At 52.5% G+C, this 22,117-nt stretch carries 17 protein-coding genes, 1 pseudogene and 1 other annotated feature; of the genes and pseudogenes, 8 read left to right on the plus strand and 10 right to left on the minus strand.

Annotation, left to right across the window (positions count from 1 at the left end):
* Positions 1-74 precede the first annotated feature (74 nt).
* The gene (gene pgpB, locus AC2FC2_RS12685) at positions 75-839 is read right to left on the minus strand and encodes a phosphatidylglycerophosphatase B (protein WP_490659326.1); all 765 of its coding nucleotides are present in this window, start codon (positions 837-839) and stop codon (positions 75-77) included.
* A gap of 278 nt (positions 840-1,117) precedes the next feature.
* On the opposite strand from pgpB, the gene ribA reads away from it, so the two are divergent.
* Positions 1,118-1,711, plus strand: a complete 594-nt coding sequence (gene ribA, locus AC2FC2_RS12690) for a GTP cyclohydrolase II (protein ID WP_209633811.1) — start codon at positions 1,118-1,120, stop codon at positions 1,709-1,711.
* Positions 1,712-1,757: 46 nt separating this feature from the next.
* Here ribA and acnA read toward each other — a convergent pair whose 3' ends face one another.
* Positions 1,758-4,430: an aconitate hydratase AcnA gene (acnA, locus tag AC2FC2_RS12695; RefSeq protein WP_490659327.1), complete on the minus strand. Its 2,673-nt coding sequence runs from the start codon at positions 4,428-4,430 to the stop codon at positions 1,758-1,760.
* Positions 4,431-4,868: 438 nt separating this feature from the next.
* Here acnA and AC2FC2_RS12700 point away from each other — a divergent pair, with 438 nt between their 5' ends.
* Positions 4,869-5,474, plus strand: a complete 606-nt coding sequence (locus AC2FC2_RS12700; protein ID WP_490659328.1) for a hypothetical protein — start codon at positions 4,869-4,871, stop codon at positions 5,472-5,474.
* A gap of 156 nt (positions 5,475-5,630) precedes the next feature.
* On the opposite strand, the gene cysB is transcribed toward AC2FC2_RS12700, so the two are convergent.
* Together cysB and topA are read right to left on the minus strand one after the other, a co-directional pair.
* Complete coding sequence (cysB, locus tag AC2FC2_RS12705) at positions 5,631-6,605, minus strand: HTH-type transcriptional regulator CysB (RefSeq protein WP_037415807.1); 975 nt, start codon at positions 6,603-6,605, stop codon at positions 5,631-5,633.
* Positions 6,606-6,964: 359 nt separating this feature from the next.
* A complete protein-coding gene (topA, locus tag AC2FC2_RS12710) occupies positions 6,965-9,568 on the minus strand; it encodes a type I DNA topoisomerase (protein ID WP_265553507.1) in 2,604 nt (867 codons plus the stop codon).
* Positions 9,569-9,994: 426 nt separating this feature from the next.
* Between topA and AC2FC2_RS12715 the strand changes: the two genes are divergently transcribed.
* The gene (locus AC2FC2_RS12715) at positions 9,995-10,246 is read left to right on the plus strand and encodes a YciN family protein (RefSeq protein WP_490659329.1); all 252 of its coding nucleotides are present in this window, start codon (positions 9,995-9,997) and stop codon (positions 10,244-10,246) included.
* Between the two features lie 46 nt (positions 10,247-10,292).
* Here AC2FC2_RS12715 and sohB read toward each other — a convergent pair whose 3' ends face one another.
* On the minus strand, positions 10,293-11,339 hold the full coding sequence (gene sohB, locus AC2FC2_RS12720) for a protease SohB (protein ID WP_265553509.1): 1,047 nt from the start codon (positions 11,337-11,339) through the stop codon (positions 10,293-10,295).
* Positions 11,340-11,699: 360 nt separating this feature from the next.
* On the opposite strand from sohB, the gene AC2FC2_RS12725 reads away from it, so the two are divergent.
* Positions 11,700-12,461, plus strand: a complete 762-nt coding sequence (locus tag AC2FC2_RS12725; protein ID WP_490659330.1) for a YciK family oxidoreductase — start codon at positions 11,700-11,702, stop codon at positions 12,459-12,461.
* 12 nt (positions 12,462-12,473) lie between these two features.
* Complete coding sequence (gene cobO, locus AC2FC2_RS12730) at positions 12,474-13,064, plus strand: cob(I)yrinic acid a,c-diamide adenosyltransferase (RefSeq protein ID WP_490659331.1); 591 nt, start codon at positions 12,474-12,476, stop codon at positions 13,062-13,064.
* Positions 13,065-13,102: 38 nt separating this feature from the next.
* Here the strand turns inward: cobO and rluB are convergent, their stop codons facing one another.
* The 5 genes from rluB to rnm form a co-directional block, all read right to left on the minus strand.
* Positions 13,103-13,999, minus strand: a complete 897-nt coding sequence (gene rluB, locus AC2FC2_RS12735) for a 23S rRNA pseudouridine(2605) synthase RluB (protein ID WP_209633828.1) — start codon at positions 13,997-13,999, stop codon at positions 13,103-13,105.
* A 209-nt stretch (positions 14,000-14,208) separates the two neighbouring features.
* Complete coding sequence (locus AC2FC2_RS12740; protein WP_490659332.1) at positions 14,209-15,021, minus strand: alpha/beta fold hydrolase; 813 nt, start codon at positions 15,019-15,021, stop codon at positions 14,209-14,211.
* A gap of 148 nt (positions 15,022-15,169) precedes the next feature.
* Positions 15,170-15,529 (minus strand): Rap1a/Tai family immunity protein, encoded by a 360-nt coding sequence (locus tag AC2FC2_RS12745; protein WP_209633832.1) that lies wholly within the window; start codon positions 15,527-15,529, stop codon positions 15,170-15,172.
* Between the two features lie 114 nt (positions 15,530-15,643).
* Positions 15,644-16,264 (minus strand): L-threonylcarbamoyladenylate synthase, encoded by a 621-nt coding sequence (locus AC2FC2_RS12750; protein ID WP_209633835.1) that lies wholly within the window; start codon positions 16,262-16,264, stop codon positions 15,644-15,646.
* Positions 16,265-16,311: 47 nt separating this feature from the next.
* Positions 16,312-17,199 carry an RNase RNM gene (gene rnm / locus AC2FC2_RS12755; protein WP_209633836.1) on the minus strand — a complete coding sequence of 296 codons (888 nt, stop codon included), beginning with the start codon at positions 17,197-17,199 and terminating at the stop codon, positions 16,312-16,314.
* Positions 17,200-17,442: 243 nt separating this feature from the next.
* Positions 17,443-17,546: a sequence feature (Trp leader region), on the plus strand.
* 24 nt (positions 17,547-17,570) lie between these two features.
* Here rnm and AC2FC2_RS12760 point away from each other — a divergent pair.
* The 3 genes and pseudogenes from AC2FC2_RS12760 (at position 17,571) to trpCF (ending at position 22,092) form a co-directional block, all read left to right on the plus strand.
* Complete coding sequence (locus AC2FC2_RS12760; protein WP_490659333.1) at positions 17,571-19,133, plus strand: anthranilate synthase component 1; 1,563 nt, start codon at positions 17,571-17,573, stop codon at positions 19,131-19,133.
* A pseudogene (gene trpD / locus AC2FC2_RS12765) lies at positions 19,133-20,727 on the plus strand (bifunctional anthranilate synthase glutamate amidotransferase component TrpG/anthranilate phosphoribosyltransferase TrpD). Before AC2FC2_RS12760 ends, trpD begins: the two are co-directional and overlap by 1 nt.
* Positions 20,728-20,730: 3 nt before the next feature.
* Positions 20,731-22,092, plus strand: coding sequence for a bifunctional indole-3-glycerol-phosphate synthase TrpC/phosphoribosylanthranilate isomerase TrpF (gene trpCF / locus AC2FC2_RS12770; protein WP_490659341.1), 1,362 nt, complete (start codon positions 20,731-20,733; stop codon positions 22,090-22,092).
* Positions 22,093-22,117 lie beyond the last annotated feature (25 nt).

The following is a 22,117-nucleotide window of genomic DNA, read 5'->3' on the forward strand; positions in this document are numbered from 1 at the left end:
TGCAATGAAGGTATATGTAAGCGGTTAATGCGGCGTCAGTGCGACACCGCATTATGTGACATGGTCACTTATAATTATTTTGTCGCCGTTCTTTCCGCGATTTCATGCTGCTCTTGCGGGGGCGGAGTCAAAGGCCCAAACCAGCGCTGTGCCAGCCAGCAGGCAATCGTCACCAACAGCCAACTGATCAGCGTCGCCATCACCAAGTCACGCGGCCAGTGCATACCCAACAATAAACGACTGCCCATGACCCCCGTTGCCCACAGCATCAATACCGCGACAGTCTTATAATGCCGACGTGGCCATAACAGCCCTACGCCCAGCAGCGCCCAACTGGCAGCAAACATTGTATGACCCGAAGGGAACGCAAAGCCGGTCTCAAATTGCCAATGCTCACGTAACCATGCAGGCACAAGTGTTTGATCTTGTAACTGCTCTTTCACTAACGCGCTCCGCTCTTTGCGGTTGAGCGAGTAAAAGTATTTCTCGTCAATCTGATGGGCTGACTCCAGCCATAACACAAAGGGACGTGGCTCCTGCACCCGATCTTTAATAATTGACTTAACGCCCTGCCCGATCAAAATCGACGCACTCAGCAAAACCAGCAGGCCGATGGCTGGCTTGATGCGAAAACGCAGACACCACAAGAACCAGGCTGCGAGGATAATACTGGTCAGAATGCCCCACGGTGACGTGACCGTTTCAGTTATCCAATACAGGCCTTTCAATAGCCGCCCGTCACCGCCCGGCAACCATTGCCACCCGGAAATCCATGCCACTAACGGCATCAACAACAATATTATCGCCCCTGCTGCCGTACGCTTTGCTATCTCAAACATTCCAATCGCCCTTTGTCTAAGCCAATTGGCAGTGTAACAATCTTGCAATATTGATAACACTCGAAAAATTAAACAGATAGAAAACCTATTGCAATAATAGTTGGCTGAAAACATCGGATGCTGATTTGCTGAGCACCTCAGGGCAAGAAGTTATGGCAAAATAGCCGATAATTAACGAAATGCCGATCGTCGTTGCGCATTTTAATCCTGGTCAGTTCACTGTGCCGGACGTAGGATGCCCAACCATGATTGAATCGGAAGTATTTGTGGAGAGTAACATGCAGCTTAAACGGGTGGCAGAGGCCAAATTGCCAACACCTTGGGGCGATTTCCTGATGGTAGGATTCGAAGAACTGGCTACCGGGCACGATCACCTGGCTCTGGTCTTCGGTGATATTTCTGGTACGAAGCCGGTACTCTCACGCGTGCATTCTGAGTGCCTGACCGGTGATGCATTGTTCAGCTTACGCTGTGACTGTGGTTTTCAATTGGAAGCTGCGCTGGAGCATATTGCAGAAGAAGGCCGCGGTATTTTGCTCTACCACCGCCAGGAAGGTCGCAATATCGGTTTGCTGAATAAAATTCGGGCTTACGCCTTGCAGGATAAGGGCGCGGATACCGTCGAAGCCAACCACCAGCTGGGTTTTGCCGCAGATGAGCGCGACTTCACCCTGTGTGCAGACATGTTCAAACTGCTGGGTGTGGATGAGGTCCGTTTACTGACCAATAACCCGAAAAAGGTTGAGATCCTGACTGAAGCCGGTATCAACATCACCGAACGTGTTCCGTTGATCGTGGGTCGTAACCCGAAAAACGAGCGTTACCTGGCCACCAAGGCTGAGAAGATGGGCCATTTACTGGACCAAAAGTGATTTCTTCTCTGGAAAAATAAGGGCGCCACGAAAGGCGCCCTTTTTATTACAGCATTTTCCTGATCACATAATGCAGAATGCCATCATTTTCATAGTAGGTCAGCTCATTGCCGGTATCGATACGGCAACGGGTATTAACCACTTCCTTGCGTCCATCGGCATACGTAATCAACACCGGCACCGTCTGTCCCGGTTTCAGCGTTTGTAAACCGCTAACGCTAATCTGCTCATCCCCGCTCAGGCCCAAGGTTTTACGTGTCACACCAGCAGGGAACTCCAGTGGCAGAATGCCCATGCCAATCAGGTTAGACCGGTGAATACGTTCAAAGGACTCGGCAATCACAACCCGAACGCCCAATAAGCGAGGACCTTTCGCCGCCCAGTCACGGCTGGAACCAGACCCATATTCTTTACCGGCAATCACCGCCAGCGGTACATTTTCCTGTTGATACTGCATAGCCGCATCGTAGATGGACAGCTGATTCTGTGACGGAATATGCCGGGTGTAACCGCCTTCAACACCCGGCACCATTTCATTGCGGATGCGGATATTGGCAAAGGTACCGCGCATCATCACCTCATGGTTACCACGGCGAGAGCCATACGAGTTGAAGTCCAGCGGCGCAACGCCATGCTCACTCAAGTAGCGCCCTGCCGGGCTGTCACGCTTGATATTCCCCGCAGGGGAAATATGGTCGGTGGTCACGGAGTCGGCCAGGATGGCCAAAATACGCGCGTCCTTGATGTCCTGCACCGGATCCGGCTGCACTTTCATGGTACTAAAGAACGGCGGATGACGAATGTAGGTGGAGTCTGCCTGCCACTGATAGGTGGCGGATCCGGCAACCTGAATCGACTGCCAGTTGGCATCACCGTCAAATACGGCCCCATACTCCTTGTGGAACATGTCGGTACGAACCTCTTCCACCGCTTGGGCAATGTCTTTACTGCTCGGCCAAATATCTCTCAGGTACACCGGCTTGCCATCGTGCCCTTCACCCAGCGGATCCTTGGTAAGGTCGATCTTCATGCTGCCCGCGAGCGCGTAAGCGACCACCAGCGGTGGAGAAGCCAACCAGTTGGTTTTCACCAGCGGATGTATGCGGCCTTCAAAGTTGCGGTTGCCTGACAGCACCGCGCCCACGGTCAAGTCGCCTGCTTTAATAGCCTGTTCTATCGGCTCTGGTAAGGGCCCGGAGTTACCGATACAGGTTGTGCAACCATAGCCGACCAAATTAAAGCCCAGTTCTTCCAGGTATGATGTCAGCTTCGCACTGTCAAAATAGTCGGTTACCACTTTGGAGCCCGGGGCTAATGACGTTTTGACCCAAGGCTTGGTGCGTAAGCCTTTTTTCACCGCATTCTTCGCCAACAGGCCTGCCGCCATCATCACGCTTGGGTTCGAGGTGTTGGTACAGGAGGTAATGGCCGCAATAACAACCGCGCCATTATGCAGATCGTGCGCCTGTCCATTGAGCGTAAAGGGTTTGAATTCCGACGCATGCTGCTGGCCGCCAATATCCAGTTCAGTTGCAGCATTGAACGCCTTTGGCACATCGGGCAGTGCTACACGATCCTGTGGACGCTTCGGTCCGGCCAGGCTGGCAACGACCGTCGACATATCCAGCGCCAGAGTACTGGTAAACACCGGCTCGTCGCCAGGATTACGCCACATGCCCTGCGCTTTGGCGTAAGCTTCCACCAGCGCAATTTGCTCATCACTGCGTCCACTGAGCTTCATATAGCCCAACGTCACCTCATCCACCGGGAAGAAGCCGCAGGTGGCACCAAACTCTGGCGACATATTGGCAATGGTTGCACGGTCAGCCAGCGGCAGATCGGCAAGGCCGTCACCGTAGAATTCAACGAACTTGCCCACGACACCGTGCTTACGCAACATCTGCGTTACGGTCAACACCAGGGCAGTGGCGGTGATACCTTCGCTAAGCTTGCCGGTAAGTTTAAAACCCACAACGTCCGGGATTAGCATTGATACCGGCTGTCCAAGCATTGCTGCTTCAGCTTCGATCCCCCCAACTCCCCAGCCAAGAATACCCAGGCCGTTGATCATGGTGGTGTGGGAGTCGGTACCGACCAGAGTATCTGGATAGGCTATACGCTGGCCGCTTTCGTCGGTGTGCCATACCGTTTGGCCAAGATATTCCAGGTTAACCTGGTGGCAGATACCGGTGCCGGGTGGAACGACACGGAAACGGTTGAAGGCTTTTTGTCCCCAACGCAGGAAGGTATAACGTTCGTGGTTACGCTCCATTTCGATACGCACGTTTTCTTCAAACGCGTCGTCATCGCCAAATTCATCGACGGTGACCGAATGGTCAATGACCAGATCGACAGGTGAAAGCGGGTTAACCTGGTCAACATTGCCGCCCAAGCGTTGTACCGCTTCGCGCATTGCAGCTAAATCTACCACCGCAGGCACGCCAGTAAAGTCCTGCATCAATACGCGAGCCGGACGATAGGCAATCTCCCGGTCTGCATGGCCGGTCTTCAACCAGCCAACGATAGCCTTCAGATCGTCAACCTGCACGGTGTCACCATCCACATGGCGCAGCAGGTTTTCCAACAGCACTTTCATTGATTTTGGCAGCCGGTCGATATCACCCAACTGTCTCGCCGCCAGTGGCAGACTGTAATAGCCATACTCGCTATTCAGCGCAACCAGCTTATCCATACTCGTTTCACGAAGATCGGACGACATAGCTCCTCCATTTCTTATTATGTCTAAAACAGGGTAATCACTGAGGTCTTATTTAAAGATAACACAAAGACGATGTAACGTTTTGATAACAACACGTTTTGATCATAACGATAGGCAGAAGCAATCAAGGATGAAGAAATCTTTTTTTCCCAGAGAGTTAGGTATTAACCAGGGAAGGTATGAGAAAATCCGCAGGGCAATACGCCTGTATCAAGCGCAATCTGTTACGCTTCCTTTCCACTCGCGCGAAAGAAAGGCAGATGCCCGATGCAGCGGCCTGACAAAACACGGGCTACAGTATGGGCAACCTGCTATGTTATTAATTTTTCAGGTGAAACAATATCGCTCTGCCACCTTGTCAGAGATAAACAACAGATAAATGTGGGCATGAAAAATACAATCATGACTGGGCAACAGATTAAAACTAAGGAGGGGTAAGTGGCATTTTTCGGGTTCGTCAGTGAACGGGAGTGTCAACAATGGAAAGGTGCTTCGCCGTATCTTCCCGCTTTCAGCTTTTATGAACAGCACCAATCAGAACCTATCCATGCATCCCCTGAAGCTATTATCCAAGCCGTACTTTCCCTGGATATGACAGAAGATCCCATCATCCGTCGTTTACTGATGCTTCGTCAGTTACCCGGTAAATTCTGGCAGTTGCTCACCAGAATAAAGAAAACAGAACAGCCGGCTCCGTTTGGTTTCGATACCTTTACCTTGCTGCAGCATGGCAGTCATGAGGTTTCACTGGGGTTGACCGGCCGTTTTTGGCGCCCAATGTTAGACGTGAAAAAACTGGAAACCGCGGAAGAATTTCACCGTTTTACTGCGCCTGATGCGGCCAAACTGGTATTACGCTTTAGCGTCACTCAGGACAGTGCAGGTTTGGCAACGCTTAGCACCGAAACCTTCGTCTGGTGCCCGACACCCCAGGTAAAAGCACGGTTCGCCTGCTATTGGGCAGCCATTCGCCCGGCCAGCGGTTGGATAAGGCGACGTACCCTGCGTAGTGTGCAACAGAAACTGGCAACATCCGCTACCTAACACATTAGCGATGGGTGATGAAGAGAAGAGGTAAAAACCGCTCAGTACGCGTGAGAAGTGAATGAGATAATGATAAACAAGCTGCATAGAACGAAGAGCAGAATGTAACACTGAGAGGGGGGCCCCTCTCAGATTACCCGTGATTAACCCAACGGCTTACTTTTCCGGCAGCTTGATGTCTTTAAACATCGCTTCGATCTCTTCATTCGAGCGTAGCGCAACTGCATTATCGACCACGTCACGCGTCAGATGTGGCGCAAAACGCTGGATGAAATCGTACATGTAGCTACGCAGGAAGGTACTCCGGCGGAAGCCAATCTTCGTGGTACTGAAGGTGAAGATATCTCGCGCATCCACTGTCACCAGATCCGGATCTTGTACCGGATCAACTGCCATACTGGCGATAACACCAACACCCAGCCCAAGGCGGACATAGGTTTTAATCACGTCGGCGTCAGTCGCCGTGAATACGATACGTGGCGTCAGGCCGGCACGGTTAAACGCGGTATCCAGCTCAGAACGCCCCGTGAAACCGAAGGTATAAGTGACAATCGGGTAAGCAGCCAGTTCTTCAATGGTGATATGGCTTTTGCCCGCTAATGGATGATCGGGCTTCACAACTACTGCGCGATTCCAGTGGTAGCACGGCAGCATAATTAAATCGTCGTAAAGATGCAGCGCTTCTGTGGCAATGGCAAAGTCTGCGGTGCCTTTGGAGACCGCTTCCGCAATTTGCGTCGGCGACCCCTGGTGCATATGCAGCGAAACCCGCGGATAGCGTTCAATAAAGCCTTTGATCACGTTAGGCAATGCATAACGCGCTTGGGTATGCGTGGTCGCAACGTACAATGAGCCTTTATCCGGGTAGGTATGCTCGCCGGCGACGGCTTTAATCGCATCCACCTTGGACAACACTTCACGTGCAATACGGATGATTTCCAGGCCTGCTGGCGTCACCTGAGTCAGATGTTTTCCGCTGCGCGCGAAAATCTGAATGCCCAGTTCATCTTCCAGCATCCGCACCTGCTTGCTGATACCGGGTTGCGAGGTATAAAGCCCTTCTGCCGTCGAGGAGACATTCAGGTTGTGGTTAACCACTTCCACGATGTAACGAAGCTGCTGCAATTTCATATCTTATACCATCCTAGGTTAAACACTGCGTTGAGCCGCAGCCAGGTATATCGGTGTCGCCCCGGTATGCTGAAAAGTAACAAGCCTTAAACACAGTGCCTCATCCAAGTGATGAATAAACCGCCGTTATTAATAAGCTTTAATCATAAAAAAACTTTTTATATAACCATTATATCATGCCACAGCTTCAAGTATAGATCCGCGTCACACTCTGGTAACGATTATTTTGCATTGCGATCAATATGAAATCGCCGGCCCAGGAGGGAAAAAACAGCAAAGGATAGATCCGTTCTCAGCTTTAGCCAATAAAAAAAACCAGCCACAGGGGCTGGTTTTTATATTGCATTCAGGCTGCAAGTTTACTTTTTACCTTCAACCCATTTGCCATCTATGTAGAAAGCAGACCAGCCGGTGGCTTTTCCGTCTTTCTCAGAAGAGACATACTGTTGTTTGGTCTTGCGGCTAAAGCGCACCATAGTCTTGTTGCCTTCGGCATCCGCTACGGGCGCATCGGCCAGATAACGCAATTTTTCAGGCAAGCGATCCTTGAAGCGGGCCAACTCTTCGACCAACGGCGCACGGGTTTCGCGCGATTTAGGGAACGTGTTGGCAGCCAGGAAGACGCCGGCTGCACCGTCACGCAGAACAAAGTAAGCATCCGACTTTTCGCATGGCAGCTCTGGTAATGGAACCGGATCTTCCTTGGGTGGTGCTACATCGCCGTTACGCAGGATCTTGCGCGTATTCTTGCATGTCTCGTTGGTACAACCCATGTACTTACCAAAACGCCCCATTTTCAGGTGCATTTCAGAGCCACATTTATCGCACTCAACGACTGGACCATCATACCCTTTCAGGCGGAACTCGCCCTCTTCGATCTCATAACCATCACACGCCGGGTTGTTACCGCACACATGCAATTTACGCTGGTTATCGATCAGGTAGCTGTCCATTGCCGTGCCACATTTCTGGCAGCGACGGCGGGCACGCAACGCGTTGGTTTCCGCGTCATCCCCTTCAAGAATGTTCAGTACTTCGGTTTCCGGCACCAGGTTAATGGTGGTCTTACAGCGTTCTTTCGGCGGCAACGCATAACCAGAACACCCCAGGAACACGCCCGTACTTGCCGTGCGAATGCCCATCTGACGGCCACAGGTTGGGCAGTCAATACTGGTCATTACCATCTGATTCGGGCGCATGCCGCCTTCTTCAGGATCTTTTTCTGCCGTGTCTAGCTGTTCGCTGAACTCGGCAAAGAACTCATCCAGTACCGCTTTCCATTCTGCGTGGTTATTCGCTACCTGATCCAGGCCGTCTTCCATGCGGGCGGTGAAGTCATAGTTCATCAGCTCGCGGAAGTTTTCTTCCAGACGGTCAGTCACGATCTCGCCCATTTTTTCTGCGTAGAAACGGCGGTTTTCAACACGCACATAGCCACGATCCTGAATGGTTGAAATGATTGACGCGTAGGTCGATGGACGACCGATACCCCGTTTTTCCAACTCTTTTACCAATGACGCTTCGCTGTAACGCGCTGGCGGCTTGGTGAAGTGCTGGCTTGGGATCAGTTTTTGCAGTTCAAGTTCGCTGCCTACCTCAACAAACGGCAAGGTACGATCTTCATCACCCTTACGCAGAGCAGGCATCACTTTGGTCCAACCGTCGAAACGCAACGTACGGCCCTTGGCGCGCAGCTGGAAATCACCGGCTTTTACCGACAGCGTGGTGGAATCGTACTGCGCTGGCGTCATCTGACAGGCCACAAACTGCCGCCAAATCAGCTGATACAGCTTTTGCGCATCCGCTTCCATATCTTTCAACTGTTCAGCCAGCACATTGACATCCGACGGACGGATGGCCTCATGCGCTTCCTGCGAGTTTTCTTTGCTGCTGTACTGGTTCGGTGCCTTCGGCAAGTATTTGTCGCCGAAGTTATCACCGATATAACCACGCACCATGTTGAGCGCATCCTGGCTCAGGTTGGTGGAGTCGGTACGCATATAGGTGATGTGACCTGCTTCATACAGGCGCTGGGCCATCATCATGGTTTTCTTCACGCCAAAGCTCAAACGGGTACTGGCCGCTTGCTGCAACGTGGACGTAATGTAAGGTGCACCCGGTTTGCTGCTGGTCGGCTTATCTTCGCGATCCAGAACGGTGTAGCGGGCTTTTTCCAGCAGTTTAAGTGCTGCATGTGTCTGCTCACGATTAACCGGCTTGAACGGTTTGTCGTGGGCATGCGTCACTTCCATCTGCAACGTGGTGTCACCCTTCGCTAACAGATCTGCGTGCAGTTCCCAGTACTCTTCCGGTACGAAGGCTTTGATGTCGCGCTCACGCTCCACCACCAACCGAACAGCAACGGATTGCACTCGCCCGGCAGACAGGCCACGGGCAATTTTTTTCCACAACAGTGGCGAAACCATATAACCCACAACGCGGTCCATAAAGCGGCGCGCCTGCTGTGCGTTAACACGGTCAATATTCAGCTCACCCGGCTGTTTGAACGCGTTTTGGATCGCGTTCTTGGTGATTTCGTTAAATACCACCCGGCTAAAGCGTTTGTCGTCACCCCCGATAACTTCCCGCAGGTGCCAGGCAATGGCTTCCCCTTCGCGGTCAAGGTCCGTTGCGAGATAAATGTGGTCGGCGTTTTCCGCTAACGACTTTAACTCGGCGACAACTTTTTCTTTACCCGGCAGGATTTCGTATTGCGCAGCCCAACCATGGTAAGGATCGACGCCCATACGATTTACCAGCGCCGCCTTCTCATCCTTTTTAACTTTAACTTTCTTCTTGGCTTTGTCTTCGGTTGAGTCAGCGCTCTTTTTGCTGGCTGAGCCACTGGTCGGCAAATCACGGATATGACCGACGCTGGACTTCACCACGTAGTCATTACCTAAATATTTATTAATAGTTTTGGCTTTTGCCGGGGACTCAACTATTACGAGAGCTTTACCCATATTTACCTTTACCTAATTTTATTTCTTCTAAAAAGAAGTCTTTTATCTCGCCGTGCCGCAGCGGTTCATATCTCTTTTTTATATTGCGGCAGTCTGGCAAGAGATCAACATGTTTTTTTCTATTGGTTGCTTAACTGCTCAACCTGAACGCAAGTTGTTGATCCTGCCTGCAATTCACCCATGCCCCAGAAGTATGGCTGTGTGAGACTCATTCATGGCGTAAACAAAACCTTCCACCTGACGCCGCAAAATCCCACACTGTACCTGATAAAAAGCGTCACGCAACCTAATTAGCACGGAAAGGCAGATTTCGCCAATCGACAGATACCGCTAGACATCCAGACGGCAAATAAACCTTAGTCTGTTTGCGGATAAATGCGAACTGGCGTTAGAATATGTCCAGAATTTATGATTGGAGTGTAATAAATGCGCACTAATACCTCACCCATTGATCGCGAAACCTTACTGCAAGAAGCAAATAATCTTATTCGTCACCATGATGATTATATGCATGGCATGATTGCCACTGAGGTTGAACAAAAAGTCAGCGTTTTAGTTTTCCGTGGTGAATTCTTTTTGGACCAAGATGGATTGCCAACGGCAAAAACTACCGCCGTATTTAATATGTTTAAACACTTGGCCCACGTGTTCTCTGATAAATATCATCTGGTCGATTAAGCATAAAAAAGGGGGCTTTAAGCCCCCTGCTGTTTAATCGTTACGCTTAAAGCAACGGCTTTTCGCCCCGTTGCCACCAGCGCAATAACAGGCGGTCGATACTTTCCGCCGCACTGCCGGTAAAACGGTCCATCATGCGTTTACGGCGTGCATAACGCACCCCGATCACCTCATGGTTTTCCATTTCAGCAATCAGCAAATCGTCACTGGTACCAATCGCGTCGATGAGTCCCTTCTCTTTCGCTTGCGTACCGAACCAATGCTCACCGGTCGCTACGCTGTCAATATCCAGTGATGGGCGCTGCTGGTGAACGAACTCTTTAAACAGCACATGAGTTTCGTTTAGATCTTCACGGAACTTCTCGCGCCCCTGCTCCGTATTTTCGCCAAACAACGTCAGCGTGCGTTTGAACTCGCCGGCGGTGTGCAATTCAACATCAATATCATTCTTTTTTAACAAGCGGTGGAAGTTAGGGATCTGCGCCACAACGCCGATTGAACCGATAATTGCAAAGGGTGCGGCCACAATACGATCCGCCACACATGCCATCATATAGCCGCCACTGGCCGCGACCTTATCTACAGCCACCGTGAGACGAATACCGCCGGTACGCAAACGCGCCAACTGCGATGAGGCCAACCCGTATCCGTGCACCACACCACCCGGGCTTTCCAGTCGTAGCAGAACTTCGTCCTTCGGTGTCGCTACCGCCAGCACGGCCGAGACCTCCTCGCGCAATGAGGTGACTTCATGGGCATCCATGCTGCCTTTGAAATCCAGCACATACAGGCAAGGTTTGGCGGCTTCAACGGCCCCTGCTTTAGCCCGCTGTTTCTTCAGTTTATCGTCGGCTTTGGTCTGCTTTTTAAACTGCTTGAGCCACGCCTTTTGTTCCGCCTCGCCCATACGTGCCAGACGCATGTCGCGCTGCATATCGCGGTACTGCTCTCCAAGGTCAGTAAGCTGCAGTTCCCCTTTCTGTCGGTTCTTACGTTGCCCCAGGCTGACCGCCAGCAAGGCCAGCGCAGCGATGGCAATCACTACCGTCGCGACTTTGGCCAGAAATAGGCCATAAACAGATATAAACTCCACAGATTCCGCCTTTATTAACAGGTTGTTAGTATGACTTCATTCATTCTAGCCAACCGACGCGGTGGCTGTCGCGGCTAAATAAAAATTCCTTGTGCTGCTTCTTTACTATGTGGGCGCATTTGGGCTTACCCAAGGCGGCACAGTTCCATTTTTGTTACAAAAGAATGCCGATTCTGCCGCCTAATCATTGAAAATACGATCCATTTGAGGCATATAACACGGATTATTCATCAACATGATGAGCCAAATTCGCTGTGAGGCCATATATGCAGTTGAGCCGTTGCTCCTGCTATGGCCTCTCAATCCACACCGCTCCCCGACGTAAGTGGGAGACCAGCCACCCAGGCGCGAGGAATTATTGTGCACTACCAACCCAAGCAGGATTTACTGGAAAACCGTATCATTTTAGTCACTGGTGCCGGAGACGGTATTGGTCGCGAAGCTGCACTCACCTACGCCAGATTTGGCGCGCAATTGGTGCTGCTGGGCCGTACCGAAAGTAAGCTGCAAGCGGTGCAGGCCGAGATTGCCAAATTCAGCAGAGCGCCAACCTACATCATCACACTTGACCTGTTGCATACCACCCAAGAACAGTGCAAACAGGTGGCAGACGAACTGACGACGCATGTCCCGCGGCTGGACGGCGTGCTGCATAATGCAGGCCTGCTCGGCGATATCGCCCCCATGGCAGACCTGTCGATGACGATGTGGGACGACGTCATGCAGGTCAACGTCAACGCAACATTTATGCTCACTCAAGCACTCTTGCCGCTGCTACTGAAATCCAATTCGGGTTCGCTGGTATTTACCAGCTCCAGCGTCGGCCGTACCGGGCGCGCAAACTGGGGCGCTTATGCCGTTTCAAAGTTCGCAACCGAAGGGATGATGCAGGTATTCGCCGATGAATACAAAAGTCGCAACTTGCGGGCAAACTGCATCAATCCTGGCGGAACTCGTACCCAAATGCGTGCATCTGCCTTCCCGAATGAAGACAAAAGCAAGCTGAAAACCCCGGCGGATATCATGCCGCTTTACCTCTATCTGATGGGGGATGACAGCCGTCGTAAAACCGGCATGAGCTTCGACGCTCAACCGAACCGCAAACCCGGCGCAGCCGAATAAAGGGGCTTTATCATGGCTGAAGATCGTCACCAACAACGTCAACAACGTTTGAAAGAACAGGTCGACGCCCGCATTGCTGCTGCGCAGGACGCTCGGGGTTTACTGCTGGTGTTCACCGGTAACGGTAAAGGCAAAACCACTGCGGCATTTGGCACAGTAACGCGGGCCGTTGGTCACGGTATGAAAGCCGCCGTTATCCAATTCATTAAAGGTGAATGGCCAAACGGAGAAAAAAACCTGCTGCAACAGCATGGTGTTGAATTCCAGGTAATGGCGACCGGCTTTACCTGGGAAACGCAGAATAAAGCAGGAGACACCGCCGCCTGTCAGGCCGTATGGCAACAGGGTAAGCGCATGCTGGCCGACAACAGCCTGGATCTGGTGCTACTGGACGAACTGACCTATATGGTCAGCTACGGCTATCTTGAGCTGGATGAACTGCTGGAGGCGCTTCGGCAACGTCCTGTGCACCAAACGGTGATTATCACCGGACGTGGCTGCCATCGCGATATTTTAGCGTTAGCGGATACGGTTACGGAAATGCGGCCGGTGAAGCACGCGTTTGATGCGGGTATCAAAGCACAACAGGGTATTGACTGGTAATAGAAAACGCCGCAGTCCTGGGGGCTGCGGCGTGCTGATTAACTGCGCTTGCTTGGTTTGCCCGGTTTGCTGCCCGGCGCACTACGGCGACCGCTGCCAGCAACCTGTGTGTGACGTTTGACGGCACGACGGATCTGATTGGCCTTCACTCGGCGGCGTTCACGCTCAACCGGCATCTTGCTGACGGTTTCCGGTTTCAACTCAACCAATTCACGCAGATAGTTAATCGCCGGCAGTTCGAGCTCGGTCCAACCGCCACGTGGCAGGCCCTTCGGCAAATCGATATCACCATAACGCACGCGGATCAAACGGCTAACCTGAACACCAACGGCTTCCCAAAGGCGACGCACTTCGCGGTTACGTCCTTCAGTCAGGGTTACGTTATACCACTGGTTAATACCTTCGCCACCCTGGAAGGTAATGGTGCGGAAAGCGGCTGGGCCGTCTTCCAACTGAACGCCCTTACTCAATTGCTTCACTTTCTCGTCGTCAATTTGGCCAAATACGCGCACTGCGTATTCACGCTCAACTTCACGACTCGGGTGCATCAGGCGGTTTGCCAGCTCACCGTCTGTGGTGAACAACAGCAAACCGGAGGTATTGACGTCCAAACGCCCTACCGCTACCCAGCGTGAGCCGCGCAGCTTAGGCAGACGATCGAATACCGTTGGACGGCCTTCAGGATCGCTACGGGTACAGAGTTCGCCTTCCGGCTTGTAATACGCCAGTACACGGCAAACTTCTTCTTCAGATTCTTTAATCGCAACAATATGGCCATCCAGGCGGATCTTCATTGAAGGGGTTACTTCAACGCGGTCACCCAGCTTGGCAATTTTACCGTCGACGCTAACGCGCCCGGCTTCAATAATGGTTTCGATTTCACGACGCGAGCCATGGCCGGCACGCGCTAAAACTTTCTGTAACTTCTCGCTCATTGAGCAACCTCTAGTGTCGCCTTCACAGGCGTCGGGGGGATGACCGCCGCGGCGTCTGGCACCACAACAGTAACAATACATTTACTTGGATCGAACCGCGCATTATACAGGCTTTCAATAGTGTTGAAACCCACTTTATTTCCTGATCGATTATCCAAAATTATGGGTGGTAAGAAATCGTGAAACAGCGGGCGCCAACCCGCTTCGATTCAAACAGGAAGGGAATTGCGCTCCAGGAAACGGATAACCGCCTGATATACGCTCTCTGGACATTCGAGGATACCAAGATGGGTAGAAGCATGCTCAAGTCGTACAACCGAAAAGAAAGAATGAACCTCCGCAAACCGCTGTTGTTGCCGCAAATAATCGTCGTCACGATCCAACGCGTAAATATGGCAACAAGCTGGGGGCAAGGTTAATGCACCCAACCGGTTAAGCGGCGATTGATATTGCCGATAGGCTTGTTCGATCGCCACACCGGCAGCCTGCCATACCCGGAAATCCTCCTTCGCCATTTCAACGGTTAAATGATGTTTAACCTGCGGGTGCACAATGCCGCCCTGCCAAAAGCTAAACAAAGCATCACGTGCCGCTACCCAGCGTTCAGGACGCTGCATGTGTTGCACAGAATCAAAAAATGCCGGATCAGGTTGCGTCATTATCCAATCGAGAAACACCATTCCTTGCACTTGTTGAGGTAAGCTCTCAGCGAGAGCAACCGCAATCCAACTGGCATGTGCCACCGAAAGTGTCACACATTTCCCCACCTGCAACTCAAGCAACAGTTGGCGAAGGTCTGCCAGCAGTTCCTCGACACCAAGCGAAAGCTGCTCATCGCGGTCAGACAGCGCATGGCCTCGCCAATCAAGGCTAATCACACGGAAGTGTTGTTCAGCCAACGCGATAAAGGGGGCAAAAACGGTTTTCGGTTCACACCAACCAGGCAGCAGTACCAGCGTCAGCGGGCCTGAGCCGGAATCATGGTAATCGAGGGAAAGGGTACCGTAGCGAAACGCTGTCATTTTTTCTCCTGAACGTCATATCCCAAATCGGTGAAGGGACGTTTGCGTTAGCGGTAATATGACAGCGTCTATCAATTTCATCTATTGGAAATAATGCTAAAGAAAAAGCATCGCACCTAATGAAAAAATACGCACTAAACGGACAACGTTAATGCCGTGCACAAGGGTAAGCGGCGGTTAACGCCAGCATAATCACCGACGGTGCGGAGTAATGCAATTGCTCCGGATGTTCATTTAAATACTGCATAACCGCATCCGAAGCCGTGCCTACGCTCATGCCCGCTTCCGGACAAATACTACGGTTACCTTGCATAGAAAAGGTATCAAACACGCCTGCAACGTACCCCATAAACATCCCCGCATCGAGAGCTTCAGCGACGGTAGCTGCCCCACTTTTATTTTTCACATAGCCGCTGGTTTCAGACAGCAAAGCGCTACCGGAATAAAACCCCGCGCTGGCCACAGAAGAAAATAATAACGCCGCCAATAAAGAAACCCATTTAATCATCGCTACGCATCCTGCCTAATTATCAATTTTTGATATTGTAGGATAGCGGTTTTACCGATAAATGACGCCGTTTCAGTCACTTTTCAGAAAATGAGCAAACATTATGGCAATGCATCAGCGGAAGGGCGTTGGGTCACCGGCGCCCTCGCGTACCACTTCCGGTGCGGACTCCGTCAGGTCAATCACCGTGGTAGGCTGCTGGCCCAGGAAACCACCGTGGATCACCAGATCTACCTGTTTTCCCAAATGTTCGCTGATCTCTTCCGGATCGGACTCGGCAAAATCATTACCCGGAAGCATCAACGTAGTCGACATCATTGGCTCGTTAAGCACTTCCAGTAATGCCAGCGCAATCGGGTTCGAGGGCACGCGCAAACCGATGGTTTTGCGCTTGTCGTTCATCAACCGCCGCGGAACTTCTTTGGTCGCTTTCAGGATAAAAGTGTAGTTGCCCGGCGTGTTATTTTTGATCAGCCGGAACGCGGTATTGTCGACGTAAGCGTAAGTCGACAATTCAGACAGATCGCGGCACATCAGCGTAAAGTTATGATTACCATCCAATTGACGGATACGGCAGATACGTTCCATCGCCGACTTTTCTTCCAGCTTGCAGCCCAGTGCATAACCAGAATCCGTGGGATAGACGATCACGCCCCCTTTACGCAGTACATCCACTGCCTGATTGATAAGACGTGGCTGTGGGTTGTCTGGGTGAATATAAAAAAGCTGACTCATGACTTGCTCCTAAAATGATGCACGCGGGCGGCATCGCCCACGTTAAATCAATCGACTTTAGCCAGTTGCGGTTGCGGCCAGTCACGCCACACGGGTTCAACCCCACCGGGTAACCACAGTTTACGGCCCAGTTCGATCCACGAGCAGGGTTGATGGAAATCAGACCCCTGCGACGCCAGTAATTGATATTCTTGCGCATACTTTGCCAACAGCGAACGCTCATGCGGTGCTTGCTGACATTGGGCCACTTCCATCGCGTCACCGCCATGTGCGGCAAAATGCGCAAACAGCCGCTTCAACCATTTTGCCGTCAGATCATAACGGCCCGGATGCGCGATCACTGCCTGACCGCCGGATTGATGAATCACATCAATGGCTTGTTCTATTGTACACCACTGTGGCGGAACGTAACCGGTTTTGCCTTTCGCCAGGTATTTCTTGAATACCTGAGCCATATTGTCCGCCATACCAATTTGCACCAGATAACGCGCAAAATGCCCGCGGGTCACTGCCCCGCCGTCGGCTAATTTTTGCGCCCCTTCAAATGCCCCTTCGATACGGGCTTTGGCTAATCGTGCTCCTATTTCCTGTGCACGGAGGTTACGGCGTTCTGTCTGTTCGGACAGCAGTTGTACTATCGCCGGGTGCCGGGTTTCAATACCCAAACCGACGATATGAATCTCATGGTTTTCCCACAACGTGGAGATTTCCACACCATTGACCAACTGCAGCGGAAGGGACAACTCAGCAATGGTTGCCGCTGCGGCGGCCAAACCATCTGTGGTGTCATGATCGGTTATCGCCAAAACACCCACCCGCATTTCAACCGCACGTTGCACCAACTGCGCCGGCGTAAGGTAGCCGTCAGAAGCGGTAGTATGGCTGTGGAGATCGTAGAGAGTAAATGCGGAGGGCTGGGGGCTGCTGTCTGTCAAAAGAAATATCCGGCAATGGCTTGGCTTTCTATCATACCCGCGATCGCCCGTTGGACGGAAATCTATTATGACGCGCTGCCGTTTCAGCTTAATGAAAATAATTCACACTTAGCGATAAAACATTGTACGAAAAGAGGGTTGACTTTATTCTCGCGAACCAGTTAACTAGTACGCAAGTTCAGGGCATATCCCTGGTTGGATGATAAACAAGAGAGCACAGAAATGACTAAGCAAACTTCTCTTCTTCGTTGGTGGCGTACTTCCCTTTTTCGGGCGGAGTAATCACGCATACCTGTCATCTGACACTGCAGATTCCCTAAGCCCGCTGGTAACGCGGGCTTTTTTTTGGACAAATTTTAACTGGAACTCCCATGACGAACATCAAACCACAGCTCAAATTACTGAAGGCGGAGGCCAGTTACCGGGGCGATCCCACCACCATTTTTCATCAGTTGTGCGGCGCGCGCCCGGCAACCCTGCTGTTAGAGTCAGCAGAAATCAACAGCAAGCAAAACCTGCAAAGCTTGTTAGTGATCGACAGCGCTTTACGCATCACCGCACTGGGGCGCACCGTCACATTGCAAGCACTGACGGCTAACGGCGCCGCGATGTTGCCATTGCTGGATGAAGCATTGCCCGCCGAAGTGCAGATTCAGGTGCGTCCTAACGGCCGTGAACTGACCTTCCCGCTGATTGATGCTATTCAGGACGAAGACGCACGACTGCGTTCACTGTCGGTGTTTGATGCACTGCGCACCTTAGTCACACTGGTCGACTCTCCCGCAGACGAACGTGAAGCGGTGATGCTCGGCGGCCTGTTTGCCTATGATCTGGTTGCCGGTTTCGAAGACCTGCCTGAACTGCGTCAAGATCAACGTTGCCCTGATTTCTGTTTCTACCTGGCGGAAACCTTGCTGGTGCTGGATCACCAGCGCGGCGTTGCGCGCCTGCAGGCCAGTGTCTTCACTGCTGACGCCGCAGAAGAACAGCGTCTGCAACAACGTTTGGAACAGCTACAGGCTCAATTGAAGCAGACACCGCAACCCATTCCTCATCAGAAACTCGAAGACATGCAACTGAGTTGCAACCAGACCGATGAAGAGTACGGCGCAGTGGTCAGTGAATTGCAACAGGCCATCCGTCAGGGCGAAATCTTCCAGGTGGTCCCCTCACGTCGTTTCTCGCTGCCCTGCCCAGCCCCGCTGGCAGCCTACCAGACGCTGAAAGACAATAACCCAAGCCCGTACATGTTCTTTATGCAGGACGATGAGTTCACCCTGTTTGGTGCTTCACCTGAAAGTGCACTGAAATACGACGCCAACAACCGTCAGATCGAGATCTATCCGATTGCCGGCACCCGCCCGCGTGGCCGTCGCGCCGATGGGTCGCTGGATTTGGATCTCGACAGCCGTATCGAACTCGAAATGCGCACCGACCACAAAGAGTTGGCCGAACATTTGATGCTGGTCGACCTGGCTCGCAACGATTTAGCGCGCATCTGCCAGGCCGGCAGCCGCTACGTGGCCGATTTGACCAAAGTAGACCGCTATTCTTTTGTCATGCACCTGGTTTCTCGAGTGATTGGCACCCTGCGTGCTGACCTTGACGTGCTGCATGCCTATCAGGCCTGCATGAACATGGGTACGTTAAGCGGCGCCCCAAAAGTACGTGCCATGCAGCTGATCGCTGCCTCTGAAGGCACCCGCCGCGGCAGCTACGGCGGTGCGGTGGGTTATTTCACCGCTACCGGTGATTTGGATACCTGTATTGTCATCCGCTCCGCGTATGTTGAAGACGGGATTGCCACTGTGCAAGCCGGCGCTGGCGTGGTGTTGGACTCTATTCCTCAGGCGGAAGCCGATGAGACCCGTAATAAAGCACGTGCCGTGCTGCGTGCCATTGCCAGTGCGCATCAGGCCAAGGAGGTGTTCTGATGGCCGATATCTTACTGCTCGATAATGTTGATTCCTTCACCTACAACCTGGTCGATCAGCTGCGCGCCAGCGGCCATCAGGTGGTGATTTACCGCAACCAGATTTCTGCCGATGTGATTATTGAGCGTCTGCAGCAGTTAGAACAGCCGGTTCTGATGCTATCACCGGGCCCAGGTACACCGTCTGAAGCGGGCTGTATGCCTGAACTGTTACAACGCTTGCGCGGCCACCTGCCTATTATTGGTATCTGCCTGGGGCATCAGGCGATTGTTGAAGCCTACGGCGGCCACGTAGGCCAAGCCGGTGAGATCTTGCACGGCAAGGCGTCAGCAATTAGCCACGATGGCGAAGGCATGTTTACCGGCATGGCGAATCCATTGCCGGTGGCGCGCTACCATTCACTGGTAGGCAGCAAGATCCCAGCCGGGCTCACGGTTAACGCCCATTTTAACGACATGGTGATGGCAGTACGTAATGACAAGCATCGCGTATGCGGTTTCCAGTTTCATCCAGAATCGATCCTGACCACCCATGGCGCGCGTTTGCTTGAGCAAACTCTGGCCTGGGCGCTGGCGAAATAACGAGGGAAACGACCATGCATACTATTCTTGAAAAATTGTACCGTTCAGAATCGATGAACCAGCAGGAAAGCCAGCAATTATTCAGCGCCATCGTTCGCGGTGAGTTAGAACCAAGCCAGCTGGCAGCGGCGCTGATCAGCATGAAAATTCGCGGCGAGCGCCCGGAAGAGATTGCCGGGGCAGCCAAAGCACTGCTGGCCGATGCGCTGCCATTTCCTCGTCCAGACTACCCGTTTGCCGATATCGTCGGCACCGGGGGCGACGGCACTAACAGCATTAATATCTCCACCGCCAGCGCCTTTGTAGCGGCGGCGTGTGGCGCCAAAGTAGCCAAACATGGCAATCGCAGCGTTTCCAGCCGGTCTGGTTCATCAGATTTGCTGGCGGCATTTGGTATTCGCCTGGATCTGCCGGCGGATGAGGCTCGTAAAGCGCTGGACGAGTTGGGCGTCTGTTTCCTGTTTGCGCCGCAGTACCACACCGGCTTCCGCCATGCGATGCCCGTACGCCAGCAGTTGAAAACCCGCACGGTATTCAATGTGCTGGGCCCGCTGATTAACCCAGCTCGCCCACCGCTGGCACTGATCGGCGTTTACAGCCCAGAATTGGTGCTGCCTATAGCTGAAACACTGCGCGTATTGGGTTACCAGCGAGCGGCCGTGGTACACGGCGGCGGAATGGATGAAGTGGCGATTCATGCCACTACCCATGTGGCCGAATTGAACAACGGTGAAATTGAGAGCTACCAGTTAACACCGCAATCCTTTGGGTTGCAAAGCTATCCGCTGGAAGCCCTGCTGGGCGGCTCACCCGAAGAAAATCGTGACATTCTGGCACGGTTGTTACAAGGTAAAGGTGACCCGGCTCACGCCGCTGCGGTAGCCGCTAACGTGGGGCTGCTGCTGAAGTTATTCGGGCATGAAGACCTGCGCCAAAATGCGCAGCAGGCACTGGACATGATTCACAGCGGGCAAGCTTACGAGCGCGTTACCGCACTGGCAGCAAGAGGATAAATGATGCAGGAAACCGTGCTCAACAAGATTGTTCGTGATAAAGCGCAATGGGTCGCAGCACGACAGCAACAACAGCCACTGGCCAGCTTTCAAAATGAAATCGTCCCAAGCGAGCGTGATTTTTACCATGCGCTACAGGGAACCAGAACGGCGTTTATTCTTGAATGTAAAAAGGCATCCCCTTCAAAGGGCCTGATTCGCGAAAATTTTGATCCTGTCGAGATTGCTTCGGTCTACAAGGATTTCGCCTCGGCGATTTCAGTTCTGACCGATGAAAAATACTTCCAGGGTAGCTTCGATTTTCTGCCGCTGGTCAGCAAGACGGTCACACAGCCCGTATTGTGCAAAGATTTTATTATCGACCCGTATCAGATCTACCTGGCGCGTTTCTATCAAGCCGACGCTATTTTGCTGATGCTTTCAGTGCTTAACGACGACCAATACCGTCAGCTCGCCGCTGTCGCACACAGCTTAAACATGGGCGTACTGACGGAAGTGATCAGCGAAGAAGAACTGCAGCGGGCCATTGTTCTGGAAGCGCGCGTGGTCGGTATCAACAACCGCGATCTCCGTGACCTGAGTATCGATCTGGATCGTACTCGCCAGCTTGCGCCACGCGTCCCACAGGGTGTGACGGTGATCAGCGAGTCCGGCATCAACAATTACGGCCAGATCCGCGAGCTAAGCCACTTTGCCAACGGTTTCTTGATCGGCAGCGCGTTGATGTCTGAAAGCGATCTGCGTGCCGCCGTGCGCCGGGTGATTTTAGGGGACAATAAAGTCTGCGGGTTGACCCGCGCCCAGGATGCCGCCGCTGCCTACCAGGCTGGGGCCGTCTACGGCGGGCTGATTTTTGTCGGGCGCTCACCACGCTATGTCGATATCAACCGTGCCCGTGAGGTTATTTCCGGTGCACCGCTGAAGTATGTCGGCGTGTTCTGCGATGCGCAGGTAGAGACTGTAGTACAAACCGTTGAACGTCTGGGCTTGAGAGCCGTGCAACTGCATGGGGCGGAGGATCAAAACTATATCACCGCCCTGCGTGCCGAGTTGCCGAACGACTGCCAAATCTGGAAAGCACTGAGCGTGAAAGACCATTTACCGAAGCGCGATTTGAAGCACGTCGATCGCTATCTGCTGGATAACGGTGCGGGTGGGACTGGCCAGCGTTTCGACTGGTCGGTGCTGCAGGGTGAAAACCTGGATAACGTCATGCTTGCAGGGGGTCTGGGTGCCGACAATTGCGTTGACGCAGCCAAACTCGGCTGTGCCGGTTTGGACTTTAATTCCGGCGTTGAGAGCCAACCCGGTATTAAGGATCCTGCCCGTCTGACGGCGGTTTTCCAGACGTTGCGCGCTTACTGAACATTATTAACGGATAATAACGGGA

The sequence above is a fragment of the Serratia sp. CoH_122_TC_1 genome (assembly GCF_058191755.1).